Origin of the sequence: Bifidobacterium sp. RTP21102st3_E2_RTP21102_210122, assembly GCF_040916945.1 — a bacterium.
Classification (GTDB): domain Bacteria; phylum Actinomycetota; class Actinomycetes; order Actinomycetales; family Bifidobacteriaceae; genus Bifidobacterium; species Bifidobacterium longum.
Map to the genome: position 1 here is coordinate 363527 of NZ_JBCPAN010000001.1, position 16683 is coordinate 380209.

The following is a 16683-nucleotide window of genomic DNA, read 5'->3' on the forward strand; positions in this document are numbered from 1 at the left end:
GTTTGCCGGCACCACGCCTGTACTCCACGTACAATAGCGGCATGGGATTCTTGTTTAGACCGAAAGAACTGCCACGCCCGGCGTCGCTGACGTTCACTTTGGATCAGGCCGGGCATACGTATGATGATGGGCACGTGGGACTTGCTCCCACGGACATCACCATCAGCGAGCTGCGGGTGGCTGTGATCGGACTGAACGGCGCAGGCAAATCCACATTGCTGGGTCTGCTGGACGGTTCGTTGAAGGCCAACGCCGGCACGGTGACCATTGCGGGCGGTGAGGAACGTCTTGACCCGGCTGTGAAGAAGGACGCGAAGCGCATCGATAATCTGGTCGGCAAAGTTCGCCGCGAGGAGATTCCGAACAGCTTTTACCAAGCGGCGAATATTTCCGAGGCTGTTTCCGAAGCGCTGAAAAAGCACAAGGTGCCCGAGTCAGAACGTCATGCGCGCATCGGCAATCTGTTCGCGCATTTTGATTTGGCGCAGGTCTCCAAGGCCAAGGCCAGCGAACTGGACTCCGAGAAACGGCACCTGCTGGCTATTGCGGCCGCGCTGAGCTTTGAGCCGAGTGCGATTGTGGCGGATGAGCCGAGCAAGGGATTGGATGAGATTGGCGCCGCGCATGTGGCCAAGGCGTTGTTCAGCTACAACAAGCAGGTGATTTTCGCCACGCATGACACGGATATGATCCGCCGGCCCGAATACGCCATCGACCGCGTACTGGTGCTGGACGAGCACGCGGTCGCGTTTGACGGAGCGCCGGCTGAGGCTGTGGCGTTTTATGAGGATCTGATTCGCCGCAAGTATGAGGCTGCGAAGCGGTAGCAGATAGGAATCGGCCGTTGGAGGATTGGAATCGGCCGTGAGGTCGATGCCAATCCTCACGCGAAGTAGAAGCCGCGGAAGCCGTACTGGTAGACGCGGCAGATGCATCCCGAACTGAGCACCATCTTGTACTGTGCCTTGAGGTTGCCGTCGGTGTCGGTGATGGTCAGGGTAATGGTGTTCTTGACCTTGGGATCAGTCCCAACACCAGAAACTCGTGCTCGGTGGAGGCGATGTCATTGCTCGATACCGTGGTCGTCTGACTCGCCGTGCTGGTACCGCCGACATTGCCGGAACCGTCGGCGTCGCCGGCGGCGGCCTCACGGTATGCGGCGGCCGCCTCATCGCTGGTGATGGCGTTGGCCGTGTAATCCGGGTACCCCTCAGCGGAAACGGTGTAGCTGACGGTGGAGGCCTGATCGGTGGTGAAGTACACGTACATGGACGTGGTGTTGGTGCCGTACGGGTTCACCTTGGTGTAGATGCTGTCGACTGTGCGTTCTTTGGCGTCGCGCTCGTCGGCGATCTCGGTGTCCATCATCTGCTGGTATTCGTCGGTATAGACGTTCTCGATCTGGGCGTTGAGCCGCTCCACGCGGCGTTCCTTGATGGAGGCGCTGACGTCGTCCTGTGAGAACAGGCACAGACCAATGGCGATGGCTGCGGTGACGGCTGCTGCGGATATTTTGAAGACGCGACTACGGACGGCAGTGGACACGGGGAAACCCTCACGACAGTATGGGTAAACGATTAGTGAATTACGTCACATACATTATGCCGCAGGTCTTGGAAAACACCGGCCGGAATGCTGGGAGAATACTGAAGCTTGGCGGGTCGCCGAGCGGTCCGGTCCTATAGCAGGGTGAACCAAGACTGAACCTGATGCCAGAGCGTCGGATTGTTGGCGATCATCGAATCGCTGCGCGACTGCACGAAGCAACTTAGTATGGCTATGCCCAGCGCCCACAATACGGCCAGCATCACGACCCAGCGCATCAGCCAACGCCACGGAGTGACGCGGGCGATGCCATCGCCTGAAGCGGCGTCGTTGGCCCCCGCCAATGAGCGGCTCGGTTCGCGCCCATTGACCAGCCACAGTAGCCCCGGTATGGACGCCAGCGAGATCAGCCAGCCGAAATCGGCGGAATACCGCCATCCCAAACCGCCGACGCGGCTGTCGAATACGACCAGCACCGCCGCCACGGCCAAGCAAGACATCAGCCATGGCCGCATGCCGTGTGTTTCCAATCTGCGCAGCAGGGGCAGCGCCAAAGCCATCAAGGTCAGTGGCGTGGCCGTGAAAATCGCGCCGACCATCACCTCGTAATAACCCCATTGCGGCATCGGGGCGGGAGAGCCCGCCAGCCACGGGAAACGATCCATGAAGCGCAGCGGCAGGAACAGGTAATACCAGATGTTGGCGGGCATATCCGCGGACGGGGTGGTATACCGGGTCATATCGGATATGGAGAACTGATACGCATTGCCGAAATTGAACGGGGAATCGAACCGAACCATGTTCCACGCCATCAGAGGCGTCACGACGAGAATGGCGGGAATGATTACCGCCAGCGGCGCGCGCAACGCCTGCAACGGCTTGATGCGGCGTGTGCGCAGACCGGTGCCCAGCGCGCGAATCTGCGGCCAGAACAGGGGGAACGCAAGCAATGCGGCCAAGGTGAACGTCGGTCGGCATCCGAAATTCGCCGCAATGCACAAGGCGCCCAAGGCCAGTCGTGGCAGGGAGAGAGGCTTGGCATCGCCCGCCTGCCATCGGTCCGATGGTCTCAGCGGACGGCGGGACGTGTCCGCGCCGAGCCATAGCCATAGTCCCAGCGACGTCAACGTCAGCGATGCGGCGAACGGTATCTGATAGAAGTTCGTGCGATACAGCAAATACCCCATTTGCGCGCTCACCAACGATGAGACCACTACTAACGACGCGGCCGCCACCGAAGTCTTCGGCATCACACGATGGATGACGCGCAGCACCAGCAAGGAGAAGAAGATGATGAACAGCAGCACGAGAATATACTCGGCGGCGGATGTCGGCAGATTATGACCGGCCAGCAGACGATAGGGGACGAACAGCAGCACTGCGGGCAACACGCCAAAATAGGAATACCAGTGACCGTCATAATACGCGTAATCCCAGTAGAGCGGACTGGCTCCATTGGCGAGTAGCTGGGCACGTGTGGCTACGTCATAGGGGTGCTCGGTGGCGGCCAGCTGTTCGGGAACCGGCAAGTCGAGCCAGGGCCGGCCGGCGACCAGCGCATCGGCCACATGCCCATACTGGTCGAAATCATAGGTGTAATCGCCGGAAACGTGGAAGACGAGCGAAGACGTGTACCACAGTTCGTGGATGATGGATACGCCGATAAGCAGGGTAGGAATCGCCAGAAGCCCCACGAAAGCAAGTCGTTGCCGAGTGCTGGACGGGTCAAGCGTGATACGCCACAGGCGCGATCCCGGCCTCCAGACGGCAATCATCAGCAACACCAAGGCCATGGCGAGCACGCGCATCCAATTGATGACGAACGGTACGCGCACGTTGGCGCGGGCGTCGGTGACCGGTACGATCGCGCCGCGCTCTTCCTGAATCCAAATACGCACGATGCCGGCACCCGGCGCCTTGACATAATGGCTGCGAATAGCGTCGGGATTCATCGACTGGGCCTTGCCGGTGATGCCATCGACATCCGCGCGCACATGAATGGTCGCCAGCGGTTTGAAGACTTCCTTATCGTCGTTCGCTTTGGATTCGGCCTCGGCCTGCTCGCGGGCCTTATCGATGACCTTGCTGCTCTCGGTATCGATGCGGAGGTAATCCGACGTGCCGTCCGCGGTCAGTTCAAGATAGGCCTTGGTCGGATCGGTGACGGTCAACATGCCATCATTCCGGCGCGTGAGACCCGAACCCAGCGTGTTATGCACGGCGTTCGTATCCGTGCTCGCTCCGAGCGTACGCCAGAACGGCAGGTTGAACACGATGCACTCCATGGCGGCGATGGCGGCGACGGCGGCCAGCAAGGCGATCAGCAGGCGCACCAAACGCAGCCGGTGCCGGGTATCCGGGCGGCTGGGCAGGTGCCGTTCATGATTCGACGGCATCGGACGGTCTGCGCGAGTGTGGTCTATGGAATGCACGCATTTATTCTATAGGCTTTATTCGGGCTTGATGTCGGGCAAACAAGAGACAATGTGAATCATGCCAAAACGTACATCGGACCATGGGAAGCACAACCGCACGCCACTGCTGGGCGGGCTGAAGGATTCGATGAACGCGCTCGCGGCCGATCTGGGACTGTCCAAGCCGAAGAAGCACGATACGAATCCGTTCGGCGATGCCTTGCGGGAGATCAGTGAGCGTAAAGGCGGCATTATCGACGAACTGACTCGCCATGCAGTGGCGCTGAGTCCTGTAATCAAGCGGCGCACCTTCCCCGAATTGGAGAACGTGCCGGAAGGGCTGGTGCTTGGATGGGCGCAGCTGCCCTCCACCAGAGGCCGTGGCTTTTCGCTTGGCATTTTCCCCGACCGCGATCATTTTGCGCAGGTGGCGTTCGCCGATACGCATGGCCGCGTATTCGTGGGCACCGACCCCAACATGGACGTGCAGGATATGCAGGCGCGATTCATGTTCGGCAAGGAAAAGGAAGTGACTCTGCCGGACGGTGAGCGGCTGGGCGAAAGCGACGAGCCGCGTTCACGTTCCGGTTTCTCCCGTGCAGGCCATGGCCTGGGAAGTGCGCTGCATCATGGGCGTGGTTTGGGGCGTGGCCTTGGTCATGGTGCTGACGGCGTGAAGGCCATTACCGGTGGCGTGGTGGGGCGTGACGACACCGGACGCATGACGTGGCTCGCCTCATGGCTCAAGGCCGGCAACCGGTACACGCTTGAGCAGATGCGTGCCAATCTGCCGCCTGTGATGCGTCATGATTTGGAATACCGCGATGCCATTACCATCGCGTTCTTCGCCACGTATATGTTGCCGCAGATCAATGGTCTGCTCATCGGATTCGGTTCCGGCAATATCTTCCGCCGTCTCAACCGTGAGGCGCCAATCGGTGCGATTCGCCGTTCGGTGCGTGACACTTTGGCGGCACGAGCCCACGGCATGCGGGCCTCCGGTCTGGAGGATCACTTCGCCGATCTGATGCGCGAAGCCGGCGCCCTCGACACCACGCCGGGACTGGAAGCGGTGCATGGCGCCGAACCGTTGCACCTGTACACCTCGACGTATTCGAGCGGCTATTTCTTTACGTGGGATAAGTCCTTGGCATTCGGGCAGGCGCTGAAATCCTTGAAGATCGAAGGCAACCTCAACCGATTCGCTGCGGTGAGCGCTTGGCTGGAGCGCAACGCTTCCTTGGGGCGCAACCCTACGGAAGATACGGTGACCCGTGCCGAGGCCGCGCAAATCGACATGAAACTCATTGAGAACCCTGCGATTATGGCGCTTGACCCGTATGATGGCGAGCAGGAGCGTCGGGCCGTGCTGAGCCTGGTCGATATCGCCGCACGCACGGCTGGGCAGATTCGCAGTGAATTCCCTGATCCTCGAGATGTGCTGACCCAGCAGAACGTGCCGGATTCGGGTGTGACGAATGCTGCGGGCGCTGAAAGTACTGAGAGTGTTGAGGGCGCTGTAGAACGGACCGATAAGAGCGACACCAACACTCAAGCCGCTCGTCCTTCGTATTCGCCGGCGAGGAGCGACGAATGGGTGTATCGTCAGACCCTCTCTTCACTGTTGCGCCGGTTACGGTTGCCGTATCGGTTTGATGTGGAGTTCCGGTCGCGCTTGGATTCGGGTGAAGTGGCCATTGGCTTCACCACTGCCGGCACCTCGATGATGCCCGATAGCCGGTATGACACCACTCGCCGTACGTGGCGTGCGCTGAGCAGCGCCGAACGCGCGTCGATGAGCGCCGCCTACAACCTGCGTGTCGGCCTGATGATGGCAGCGCTGAGTTTCGGCACCAGCGAATCCGTGCGCCAGGTGTCGTTGCACATCGATTCCATTGGTCTTGAAGAGGCGATTGCCGAACAGGATTCCGCCATCGAGGCGATGATGAGCGAGGCCCTAAGCGCCTTCGAACATCTACGCAGTGGCGATTTGGGGCGTGTGGGTTCCAAAGCCGACCCCAAAGATGGTGATTTCCATGGCGACCCGACCCGCCCCATCACCCATGAGGAGACGTTCGGGCAGACGGCGTCCGGTGACGAACGCGGCACGGCCGGGGGAGCAGGCAACGGTACCGGACCGTCTGCGGATGCTACGGATCAGGCCGCGGCCGAATCCGCTGACGCCGATGGCGCTGCGTCCATCGATTCGCAGTTCGAAGACCTGATGAAGGGCATCGATATCGACGAAATGGCGTTCGGCATGCCGGACGATACCGGCGCAGGCGACGACCTGGGCGGTATCGGCGGCGAGGGCGTCGGCACTGACGGTGCTGATGGGGCCGCCGGCATGGACGATGATCCGATGAGTGTGCTGCGCCGCAATCCCACCGTGCGCAATATGGTCACCGTCACCTTCACCCGTGATGCCTTCCTCAAGCGACTGGACACCGCTGGGCTTGACAATCCCGAGGAAACCTACCGCATGTTCGGTGCCGTGATGGACGTGGACGGCGAAGGTGGTCTGAAACCCATCAGCGCCGACTTCGACTTGGCGGACAGCCGGTTCTCTCCCACCGGATCCCAGGAGGAGCCCGAACTGGCCGACCGTCAATTCAGTCCGGCGACCGCTCACGTGCTGGGCGCACAGAATAGTGCCGGACTGGCTATCCAGCGAGTGGACCTGCTGCAGCATGGCGTCAACGAATTCCACGATATCGCCAGGAACACGTCGCTCGGCTCCGTGGAAAAGGCCCAGCGAGCCATGCAGGTCATCGAATCGATATGCGATCCCGAACTGACCGGTTTGGCCTCTCAGGTCACCAGTGCGTTGATCGATGGCAAGGACACGCCGGACTTCACGTTCACGCTTGCCGACGATCTTGACAAGGAGCGTCTGCGCGCCCGAGATATGCTGTTCTCGGGCCAAGCCGATCAGGCCATCGAAGCGGCCGAAGCGGCCGTGGCCCATTTGGACCAGGTGTATGCGGCAGGCCATGGCGTACCTCGATACTTCAACTCCTATGCCGAGCGCGTGGTCTACAACCGGCTGTTCGCCACATTGGACGAGCGTACGGTGCTTATCCCGGACAATCTGTTCTACGCGCACATGGAGCTGGCTGACGTGTTGAGTCAGATCAAGGGTGCCGAGGCGGCCATCCCGCATCTCAACCGTATGGTGGCGTACGCGCCCGCCTACCCGCTCTCACATCTGAAGCTCGCCATTCAACTGGCCCGCAATGAGGATTGGGATTCGGCACGCGCCGCCTGCCTGAATGCTCTGCGCGTGGCCTTGGACCGCGACGATGCCGCGTTCGCCTATTACCGGTTCGCGTACGCCGAATGGATGCTTGACCGGTTCGACACAGCCGCCGCAGCCTACATTATGAGCGATCACATCGCTCCCGGGGCCATTGGTTCGCTGGAAAGCGAACTGCAGGAACTGGTTTCCCGTGCGGACTCGCAGTGCATACCGGTGCCTGAATCGGTGGAGGCCGCCGCCCATGTGCTTGCCACGCATGATCTGCCGGTCTGGCCGCATATCGAAGTGGCTGACATCGTGCGTGACGCCGCTCGCGTGTGCGTGGATGAGGACATGTTCGTGCCGGCCCGCACGCTCTCGGTGGCTGTGGCCCGCATGAATGACGGCGAAGGCGATAACATCGACATCATCCAAGCCCAGTTCCTGCGCTCGCTATCCGCGTAGCCGCCTGAGGGGAGTTGACGGTATAGCCGGCCGAGGGGAGCCGAGCCCGCTAGGATAGACAACCATGAGCACGAACGAACAACTGGCATGGGATTTCGACGATGGGGATGTGGCCGAGGTCCGGCCTGATACCGGTATTGCACGTTTTGCCCCTGGCTCCGAACAATGGATAGCCGCACTGCAGCCCACTGACGACGACGCGATACGCCTCGACCGTTTCGACGTGAACACGATGACCGCTGAGGCCGCCGCCCGCCTGTGGGCTCGCGTGGCCGCATGGGTGGAATCCGATCAGATCGCCTACTACATCGACGACTCACCCGTCAGCTCCGACGCCGCTTACGATGCGCGCATGCGTTGCCTCGAACGACTCGAAGCGGCGTTCCCCTCACTGGACAATCCGCAGTCGCCCACCCATCGCGTCGGCGGTTCCTTCTCCAACGACTTCGCCTCCGTGCGCCACCCCAGCCGCATGATGAGCCTTGACGACGTCTTCTCCATCGAAGAACTCAAGGATTGGTACGACTCGGTGATTCGCGACCTCGATTGGCCTGAATCCAAGCCCCTGCCCATGAGCTGCGAGGTCAAAATCGACGGCCTCGCCCTGAACCTCATCTATCGCAACGGCGTGCTTGAACAGGGCCTGACGCGCGGCGATGGCGTTACCGGCGAAGACATCACCCTGAATGTGCGAACCATCGGCTCCATTCCCGCAAACCTCGGCGGCCCCAAGGAAGACGTTCCGGACTTCGTGGAAATCCGAGGCGAAGTGTTCATGCGTTGGGATGATTTCCACACCCTGAACAACGAGCAGGAGGACGCCGGACGAGCGCCCTTCGCCAACCCACGCAACGCGGCTGCCGGCTCGCTGCGTCAAAAAGACCCTCGCATCACCGCCACCCGTCGCCTGAGCTTCTATGCGCATGGTCTGGGGCAGCTCACTTGGGGGCCGGACCATCCGCGCGGCACCCATGACGTGGTCGCCGACCAGTCGCAGGCCTACGATCTATACACCAAGTGGGGCGTGCCGGTCTCCCCGCACAATCGTGCGGTGACCTCATTCCAGGAGATCCTGGACATGATCGAGTACTACGGCGAGCATCGTGGCGACATCGAGCATGCACTTGACGGCATCGTCGTCAAGGTCGATGACCTGGGCCTGCAGCGTACCCTCGGCGCCACTTCGCGCGCGCCGCGCTGGGCCATCGCCTACAAATACCCGCCCGAAGAGGTCAACACCGAACTGCTCAACATCACCGTGCAGGTGGGGCGTACCGGCCGTGTGACGCCGGTCGCCGTGCTCAAACCTGTCTACGTGGCCGGCTCCACCGTGGCTCGTACCACGCTGCACAATGGATTTGAAGTCAAACGCAAGGGCATTCTGATCGGCGACACCGTGGTGGTGCGCAAGGCCGGCGATGTGATTCCCGAACTGGTCGGCCCGGTGCTTGAACGGCGCAAAGGGCGTGAGGACCAGCTGCGCGAATTCGTCATGCCCGAGTTCTGCCCTTCATGCGGCGCGAAACTGTCACCCGCCAAGGAGGGTGACAAGGACATTCGCTGCCCGAATGTGGAGAGCTGCCCGGCCCAGTTGACCGAGCGCGTGATTTCGCTGGCCTCACGCAAGGCGTTCGACATCGAGCACTTGGGCGAACAATCGGCCATCGCTCTGACCAACCCGGAGGAGAACCGGCCTGATTCGGTGGCGACCTACGCGCCGAACATCACCGAGGTTCTGGTCGCCCCCGGCGAAGAGCCTGACCCGTACGAGCCGGTGGAAGGGCTGGAATTGCCGGCCGCGCAGAAGCCGGTGTTGTCTAACGAATCCGGGTTGTTCAACCTGACCGCCGCCGATCTGCGCGACGTGCGCGTGTGGCGTGAGGCCGCAATCGTCGAGGTGCATGAGACGGTCGGTGCGAACGGTAAGAAGAAAAAGGTGCGTAAGCGTGTCGGCGGCTCTGGCCTGTGGCATCAGGTGCCTGCTTTCTGGACCGCGCCCACGCCGGCCAAAAAGCTCACGGCCAAGCAGCTGGCCGAACGCGCACAAGGGGAGGCCGCAATCGAATCTGCCGAAACACAGGGAGGTACCGCCAGCGAGACGACCGGCGCACCTACCGGGGCTGAGGCGCCACTTGGTACTATGCCGGGCTTTGCCGCAGCTTCCTATCCTGAGTATGACGTGCCGGCCGACGCGGTTATCGTGCGCGTGGATCACAAGACCACGCGCACTGGCGTCACGGATGTACCGGTGATCATTCGGCCCGGCGAAAACACGCGCAAGATGTTCGACGAAATGGACAAGGCCCGTCACGCCGACCTGTGGCGTGTGCTGGTCGCGTTGTCGATTCGCCGGCTCGGTCCGCCTACCGCACGCCTGATTGCCTCGGCGATGGGCTCGCTGGCAGCCATCGAAAACGCCACGATTGAAGATCTGACGGCCATCGACGGGGTGGGCCCGGAAATCGCCGAATCGGTGGTGAACTGGTTCGCCGCCACCCGCGAACCCGGCGACTGGCGCGGCGCGACTTTGCGTGCTTGGCAGGCCGCCGGCGTGGGCGTCGACGAGGCCGAGACCAGTTCGTTGCCGCAGACGCTGGCCGGCAAAACCGTGGTGGTCACCGGTTCATTGGAGGGCTATTCGCGTGATTCCGCCAAAGAGGCGATTATCGAGCGCGGCGGCAAGGCGGCCGGTTCGGTGAGCAAGAAGACCGATTACGTGGTGATTGGCGCAAACGCCGGCTCCAAGGCCGCCAAGGCCGAGGAACTCGGCATCCCCATGCTGAGCGAAACCCAATTCGCCCAGCTCCTAGCCACCGGCACCATCTAAAATAGCCCCCTCAGACGCTTCATTAACCCCCTCTGATGAGGGGGCTGTCAGCCTTTAGGCTGACTGGGGGAGAGAAAAAGCGAATCCCGCCCCAGTGTGACTTACTCCACTCCCTCTGGCATGCCGCCGCATCACACGCTAGGGTAGAACAGGCCCTAAAGGAGGATACGGATTTATGAGCGACGCACGTCAGATCGAAGCCGACATCTACGAACGCCTGAGCAAGGTCATCGACCCCGAGCTCGGTCGTTCGGTCACCGACCTCGGCATGATTGCCGCCATCGAAGCCGCGCCCGCATCGTCGGACGCCGGCACTTACGACGTCACCGTGCACGTTGAGCTGACGGTTCCCGGATGCCCACTGAGCGAGACCATCACCAGCCAGATCAATGGCGCGGTCAGCTCCTATCCGGGCGCACAGCTGCTGCCTCATATCGAAGTCGGTTCGATGAGCCGTGACAAGCTGGCCGATCTGGTCGCCGACCTCAAGGCCGAACGCAAGCAGAACCCCTTCAGCAAACCGGGTGTCAAGACCCGCATCTTCGCCATCGCCTCCGGTAAGGGCGGCGTCGGCAAGTCCTCGGTTACCGCGAACCTGGCCGCCACGTTTGCGGCCCTCGGCTTCGACACGGCCGCCATCGACGCGGACATTTATGGCTTCTCACTGCCGCGCCTGTTCGGCGTGCATACACAGCCCACCAATCTGAATGGCATGCTCATGCCGGTCACCGCGTGGGGCGTGAAACTGATCTCCATCGGCATGTTCGCCGGTGCTGACCGGGCGATTCTGTGGCGTGGGCCGCGACTGCAGCGCTCCTTGGAACAGTTCCTGTCTGACGTATGGTGGGGCGAGCCGGACGTCCTCTTGCTCGACTTGGCTCCCGGCACCGGCGACATGGCGATTTCCGTGGCCCAGGCGCTGCCCAACGCCGAACTTGTGGTGGTCACCACCCCGCAGCCCTCCGCCTCTGACATCGCCGTGCGCTCCGGACTCGTGGCCCTGCAGGTGCCGATGAAGGTGCGTGGCGTGGTGGAGAACATGAGCTACTACGAGCACAAGGGCGAGAAGCTGGAGATTTTCGGTGCCGGCGGCGGTCAGCGCGTGTCTGAACAGCTCACTCAGGCGCTGGGCTATGACGTGCCGCTGATGGCCCAGCTGCCGCTGGAACCCGAAGTGCGCGAGACCGGCGAGGCCGGCCGGCCGGCGGTGCTGGACGCCGACGGCGCTTTGCGTACGGATGGCATTGGCCAGACCTTCCGAGGGTTGGCTGAACGGCTGTTGGCAGTGTGAGCCTGCGCAGCCTCACACTTTTGTAGGCGGCGCTGGCGTTTAAGTCCGGTTCGCTGCTGGTGGGCGAATCGCTTGACCACAGCACCTGCGACCTGGTGGTCGAGGCAATGGAGCGCACTGCCGGCGTGGATAGGCTCATTAACCTGCAGGCCATTCACATGGACGAGGACGCCGTGCCGCGCTGCCTTGGTATGAATGGGAGATCTACGTTGAGCCCGATATCTGGCGGGTGCCTCGCAGTAAATAACGGCATAGCGCATTGTCGGTGCGATGCTAAGAGGTAATGGCCCATGAGCGGTTCCAATCGGCGAGATTGCGTTGCCGGGACACCACGACATGGGCCATCTCGATAAAACGATGCCGCGTGTCGGCTGTTCTCAGGTCATCCGCAGTGACGAGAATGACGATCCAGCCGAGCAGTTGCAATGCGTTTCGCTTTGCCGCGTCGATTCGCATTTGTGCCGGATCGGCGTGATAGGCTCCCTGATATTCGAACGCGACGCGGCAGTCCGGATATGCCATATCCAATATGACGTATGAGTTGCCGATATTCACGCGATAGTTGGCGGTGGGGCATCCCAAGCCTGAATCCTTCAGCATCCCAAACAGCGTGTTTTCCGGCGGAGAATCCGTGTTCTCTGTCATGTAGGGCAGTGCCTCGTGGCATTTGTTACGACCTATGAACCGCGGACTGATTTCCAAGTAAGTATCGAAATCCTTGCGAGTGGCCATTCTGCGCCGTTTATCGCGGCTCATCAAAGAGGCTCCAATGGCCGCAAGTTCCTCCAATGTAGAGTATTGGGCCATCTGAGCCCACATCATGACCGGCGAGGCAATCCAGAACTGTTCATAATCCTTTTTGCGGATATCCAGTTTTCCCTTAAACACATGGAAGACCACGCCTTTGATTCGTCTGCGTTTGTTGGCACTGGAAACACAGGCGTGCACGGCATCAACAGATAGCGTGCAATGTCGGGGGATGGGCGCGCCGTAGTAGTTGGCCGCATTGATGTATCCCACCAGCAATGGACCTTTCGAACGGCGCGCAGCATCATTGCAGCGTTCACGTTCTGCTCGGCGTCGGCCGACAATATCCTCATGCATAAAAGAGCTCATGGTGCGACCGTAAAGCTGATTTGGACTTGAATGCAAGCCAGGCAGGGCAATGTGGTTCCAGCTTATGGAGTTATCCACATTGTCTATTTGCGCAGAGAACGGTTCTCAGTAGTATCTGTGCGCTCAAATGAACAAGAACATAACAATCTCACATCATCGCAAATGGCGACATGGCAGTGATTAGGGCATATTCCATGTGTGCTTCGGGCGTAGAGAAGTGTGCACAGACATTATTGAGAACCGTTCTCTGCGCGCCTATCTGGCTACGACCTCGGTGGGCAGGAGCCCCGTGCGCTGGAACGGCCGGTCCTCGATCTGGTCAAGCACTAGGGTAGCCAAGCTGACGCCGAATGCGTCCATTGGCTGGCGCACGGTGGTCAGCTGCGGGCACGCTGGCGTCGGCGTCGACGTCGGCAAGTACGACGGTCCGATGATATAGGCGATTCGTCGATACCCGCGCCCCAACATATGCTCGGTGAGCTTGCGTGAAGCGAGTCGGTTGTCGATGTCGACGGTGGGGAAGGGGTGGCGCTGCCATAGCCGACGCCGGAAATGGCGACTGGCACGCTGATATTGGCGAATCCCTGAAATAGAGGGTCGTCCTTATGAAATGTGTTGAGAATCCACGGGCCGTATCGCATGGCGCAGCGCAGTCTGCACCGCCCCGCCGCCGAACCAACCCCGGCAAGATCGCGCGCCGCGCCGGCACCACTATCCTCGCCCTGCTGTTCTGCGTCGTATGGTTCTTCCCGGTCTACTGGATGATTATCACCGCCGTAAAGCCGCGCGATGAGATCATGACCACGACCCCCGTGTTCTGGCCCATGCACCTCTCGATCGTCCTGTCGATTATTGTCGCGTTCTTCGCGTGCACAGCCCTGACCCTGTACCGCTTCCGCGGGCGCAAGCCGATCATGGTGTTCGTGCTGGCCATCCAGATGACCTCTGGCGGCATCATCCCGCAGATCATCATCTACAACCAGCTCGGCCTGCTCAACAAATACAGCGGCCTGATCCTGGCGTACATCGCCATGGTGCTGCCGTTCGCGATCTGGAACATGCGCGGGTTCTTCCTGAACATCCCGAAGGACATCTTCGAATCCGCGGCCGTGGAAGGCGCGAACGACTGGCAGATCCTGTGGAAGATCACCTTCCCGCTGGCCGCGCCCGGCATCGTCTCGACCTCGGTGTTCGCGTTCATCAACGCCTGGAACGACTACATGATCGCCTATACGTTCATGAAGGACCAGTCGAAGTACACGCTGCCGGTATGGCTGTCGTCCTTCTCGACACCCACCATGGGCACCGATTCCGGCGGGCAGATGGCCGCTTCGGTGACCTTCTCGTCGCCGGTGGTGGTGTTCTTCATGCTCATCCAGCGCAACATCATGAAGGGTGTGACGACCGGTGCCGTGAAATAGCGTATGCCGCCGTACCTCACCAAACGATTCGTCCGCTGATGGCGGCGTGACCGCGTGTCGCCTGCCGTCAGCGGATGAACGATAATAAAAACAGTATGAAAGGAACAGCTGTGCCCACATTCGAATATAAGGCTGATGCCGCAACGCCGTGTCTCACCCTGATTCCCGCTCCGGTGACATTGGAATACACGCATGGCACGGCTATGATTGGGTCCTTGGTGACGATCGAGAAACGAATTCCCGAATATGCCGTCACCGAAGATGCCGATGAGACCTGGGAAACGCTGCCAATCGAGCAGCTGTCCAGCGAACTCGAGCGTTACTGCGGCGTCGCCGTCCGTACGCGCCGAGTACTCACAGCCACAGATGAAGCCGACGCCGGTGCCAATGCCGCCGAAAAAGCGCGAGATGCGGGCGTGGGTGCGGGTGCGGGCGCGGGTGCGCCGGCAGCGATGAACGGCACCGTCATATTGCTGTGTGTGGATGCGCGATTGGCGCATGACGAATACACGCTGGATGTGTTCGCCTCAGATACCATCGCCGTGCGTGGTGGCAGCGAAAGCGGATTGCGGTACGGCATGCAGACACTGCGGCAGATGATCAGGCAAACCTCGCGGACCTTGCCCTGCCTGCATATCCAAGACAAGCCTGCGTTCGCGGTGCGCGCCTACAGTCTTGACGTGACGCGCGGGCGTGTGCCGACGATGGCGTTCCTCACCTGGTTCATCGACCAGCTGGCGTTGTATAAGTACAACCAATTCCAGCTGTACGTGGAACATGCCTTCGCTTTCGGCGAGCTCAGCGAAGCGTGGCGCGGCACTGACCCGCTCACGGCCGACGACATCATGTTCCTGGACGAATACTGCGCACACCACGGCATCGAACTGGTGCCGTCCTTGGCCACTTTCGGGCACATGTATATGAACCTGCGCACCCGTGAACATCGTGGACTGGGAGAGTTCCCCGAAGACGCCGACCGTCCGTTCAGTTTCATCGAACGAATGGAACACCACACACTGAACGCAGCCAACCCCAAGTCGCACGATTTCGCCTCGCGCCTAATCGAGGAATACGCGCCGCTGTTCCGCTCGCGGTCCTTCAATATTGGTGGCGATGAGACTTTCGACTTGGGCCGTGGCCGGTCCGTACAGGACTCGCCGGGCGCCAGTCGCGATGAGCTGTATGCCGATTTCGTCAAAGACCTATGCAGCACGCTTGCCCATCGTGGTCTACAACCGATGCTGTGGGCGGATATCGCGCTCGAGAATCCGCACACCATGGACTTGCTGCCCGGCGACATCACGATGCTCAACTGGATGTATGAGCCGGATATCGACGAAAGCAAGATCCAGACCATCGCATCACAAGGCCGCCGCCAATTCGTGTGCCCTGCCGTGCGTGCGTGGAGCCGGTTCTTCCCCGACTATGACGGTGCCTGGCTGAACACGTACCGCATGGCGGTGGCTGGGCTCAAATATGGTGCGGAAGGCATGGTGGTCACCGATTGGGGTGACTATGGGCATGTCAATGATCCGCGGTTGAGCGTGCCGGGACTGTGCTACGGTGCGCAAAACGCGTGGAACCCGGTTGCAATTGACGCATGCGAAATGAACCATCGGATTTCTAATCTGGCGTATGGCGACGAATCCGGTTGGCTTATGGATTCACTCGCTCGCATCGACTCCGATGGAGTGTCGTTCCCCTGGGACCTCGCCGTGCAAGTGCTGGAACTGGAATACGGTTCCGGCACCGGCATGCTGAATACGGATGTGGCATCGTATGTGGAACGGTCGTGCGGGGGAGAGCTCATGTTTGACCGTGCGCTGGGATGCGCCGACGCGCGCCGCCGATTGCTCCTGCGGAACCATGCCCGTCTCGAACGACGCCGGGATTGCGACCGGGCGTTGATTGATTGCGGCAGTGCGGTTGTCGCGGTGCTCGATGGCTCGGCACGAGGAGGATTGAACCCGGAGCTGCTGTGGGTGATGCTGGATGGGCAGCGGTTGTTCAATAGACTGGGTGAGGAACTGCTGGTATTGGCTGGCGGCGAGGACGCCTGTGGCACCAAGGATGTGACCGGCCGTGCGCTGGATGCCTCGCGCCGCGCCCGTCTTGCCGCCGATTTGGAGTTGTGGTTCGAACGGTACCGTGTGCAGTGGCTGTCCATCGGCCGTTACGCCGAATTGGCGCGTATCGCCCATGTGGTGTGGTCGTTTGCGGACATATTGCGTAGGGGAGCGCTATAGGGGGGGCTCGCAGAAATTCGGTCCTGCTGAGAACAATGTGAGGCTTACGCGCCGTCAAACGCACATGGTGATTTCAAAAATGGCGAATTGCTGCCATTCTTGCACCTGTGCGTTTGATGG

The 16683-nt window shown here is 60.9% G+C and carries 10 protein-coding genes; 7 read left to right on the forward strand and 3 right to left on the reverse strand.

Annotation, left to right across the window (positions count from 1 at the left end; translation table 11 throughout):
* Nucleotides 1-41: 41 nt before the first annotated feature.
* Entirely contained in the window at nt 42-827 is a 786-nt protein-coding gene (locus AB5287_RS01620; protein ID WP_007054005.1) for an energy-coupling factor ABC transporter ATP-binding protein, read from the forward strand.
* Between the two features lie 166 nt (nt 828-993).
* Here the strand turns inward: AB5287_RS01620 and AB5287_RS01625 are convergent, their stop codons facing one another.
* Together AB5287_RS01625 and AB5287_RS01630 are read right to left on the reverse strand one after the other, a co-directional pair.
* Nucleotides 994-1545, reverse strand: coding sequence for an aryl-sulfate sulfotransferase N-terminal domain-containing protein (locus tag AB5287_RS01625; protein WP_007056954.1), 552 nt, complete (start codon nt 1543-1545; stop codon nt 994-996).
* 134 nt (nt 1546-1679) lie between these two features.
* A complete protein-coding gene (locus AB5287_RS01630; protein ID WP_013410302.1) occupies nt 1680-3941 on the reverse strand; it encodes a hypothetical protein in 2262 nt (753 codons plus the stop codon).
* A 97-nt stretch (nt 3942-4038) separates the two neighbouring features.
* Here AB5287_RS01630 and AB5287_RS01635 point away from each other — a divergent pair, with 97 nt between their 5' ends.
* The 3 genes from AB5287_RS01635 (at nt 4039) to AB5287_RS01645 (ending at nt 11780) form a co-directional block, all read left to right on the forward strand.
* On the forward strand, nt 4039-7662 hold the full coding sequence (locus AB5287_RS01635; RefSeq protein WP_368220439.1) for a tetratricopeptide repeat protein: 3624 nt from the start codon (nt 4039-4041) through the stop codon (nt 7660-7662).
* 64 nt (nt 7663-7726) lie between these two features.
* Complete coding sequence (ligA, locus tag AB5287_RS01640; RefSeq protein WP_007058309.1) at nt 7727-10489, forward strand: NAD-dependent DNA ligase LigA; 2763 nt, start codon at nt 7727-7729, stop codon at nt 10487-10489.
* Between the two features lie 175 nt (nt 10490-10664).
* On the forward strand, nt 10665-11780 hold the full coding sequence (locus tag AB5287_RS01645) for an Mrp/NBP35 family ATP-binding protein (RefSeq protein WP_007054010.1): 1116 nt from the start codon (nt 10665-10667) through the stop codon (nt 11778-11780).
* A gap of 273 nt (nt 11781-12053) precedes the next feature.
* Here the strand turns inward: AB5287_RS01645 and AB5287_RS01650 are convergent, their stop codons facing one another.
* Nucleotides 12054-12884 carry a hypothetical protein gene (locus AB5287_RS01650; RefSeq protein WP_007054011.1) on the reverse strand — a complete coding sequence of 277 codons (831 nt, stop codon included), beginning with the start codon at nt 12882-12884 and terminating at the stop codon, nt 12054-12056.
* A gap of 229 nt (nt 12885-13113) precedes the next feature.
* Between AB5287_RS01650 and AB5287_RS01655 the strand changes: the two genes are divergently transcribed.
* The 3 genes from AB5287_RS01655 (at nt 13114) to AB5287_RS01665 (ending at nt 16563) form a co-directional block, all read left to right on the forward strand.
* On the forward strand, nt 13114-13335 hold the full coding sequence (locus tag AB5287_RS01655; protein WP_171844017.1) for a hypothetical protein: 222 nt from the start codon (nt 13114-13116) through the stop codon (nt 13333-13335).
* Between the two features lie 166 nt (nt 13336-13501).
* Complete coding sequence (locus AB5287_RS01660) at nt 13502-14317, forward strand: carbohydrate ABC transporter permease (protein ID WP_368220441.1); 816 nt, start codon at nt 13502-13504, stop codon at nt 14315-14317.
* A 110-nt stretch (nt 14318-14427) separates the two neighbouring features.
* Nucleotides 14428-16563, forward strand: a complete 2136-nt coding sequence (locus AB5287_RS01665) for a family 20 glycosylhydrolase (protein ID WP_007053249.1) — start codon at nt 14428-14430, stop codon at nt 16561-16563.
* The last annotated feature ends 120 nt before the right edge of the window (nt 16564-16683 follow it).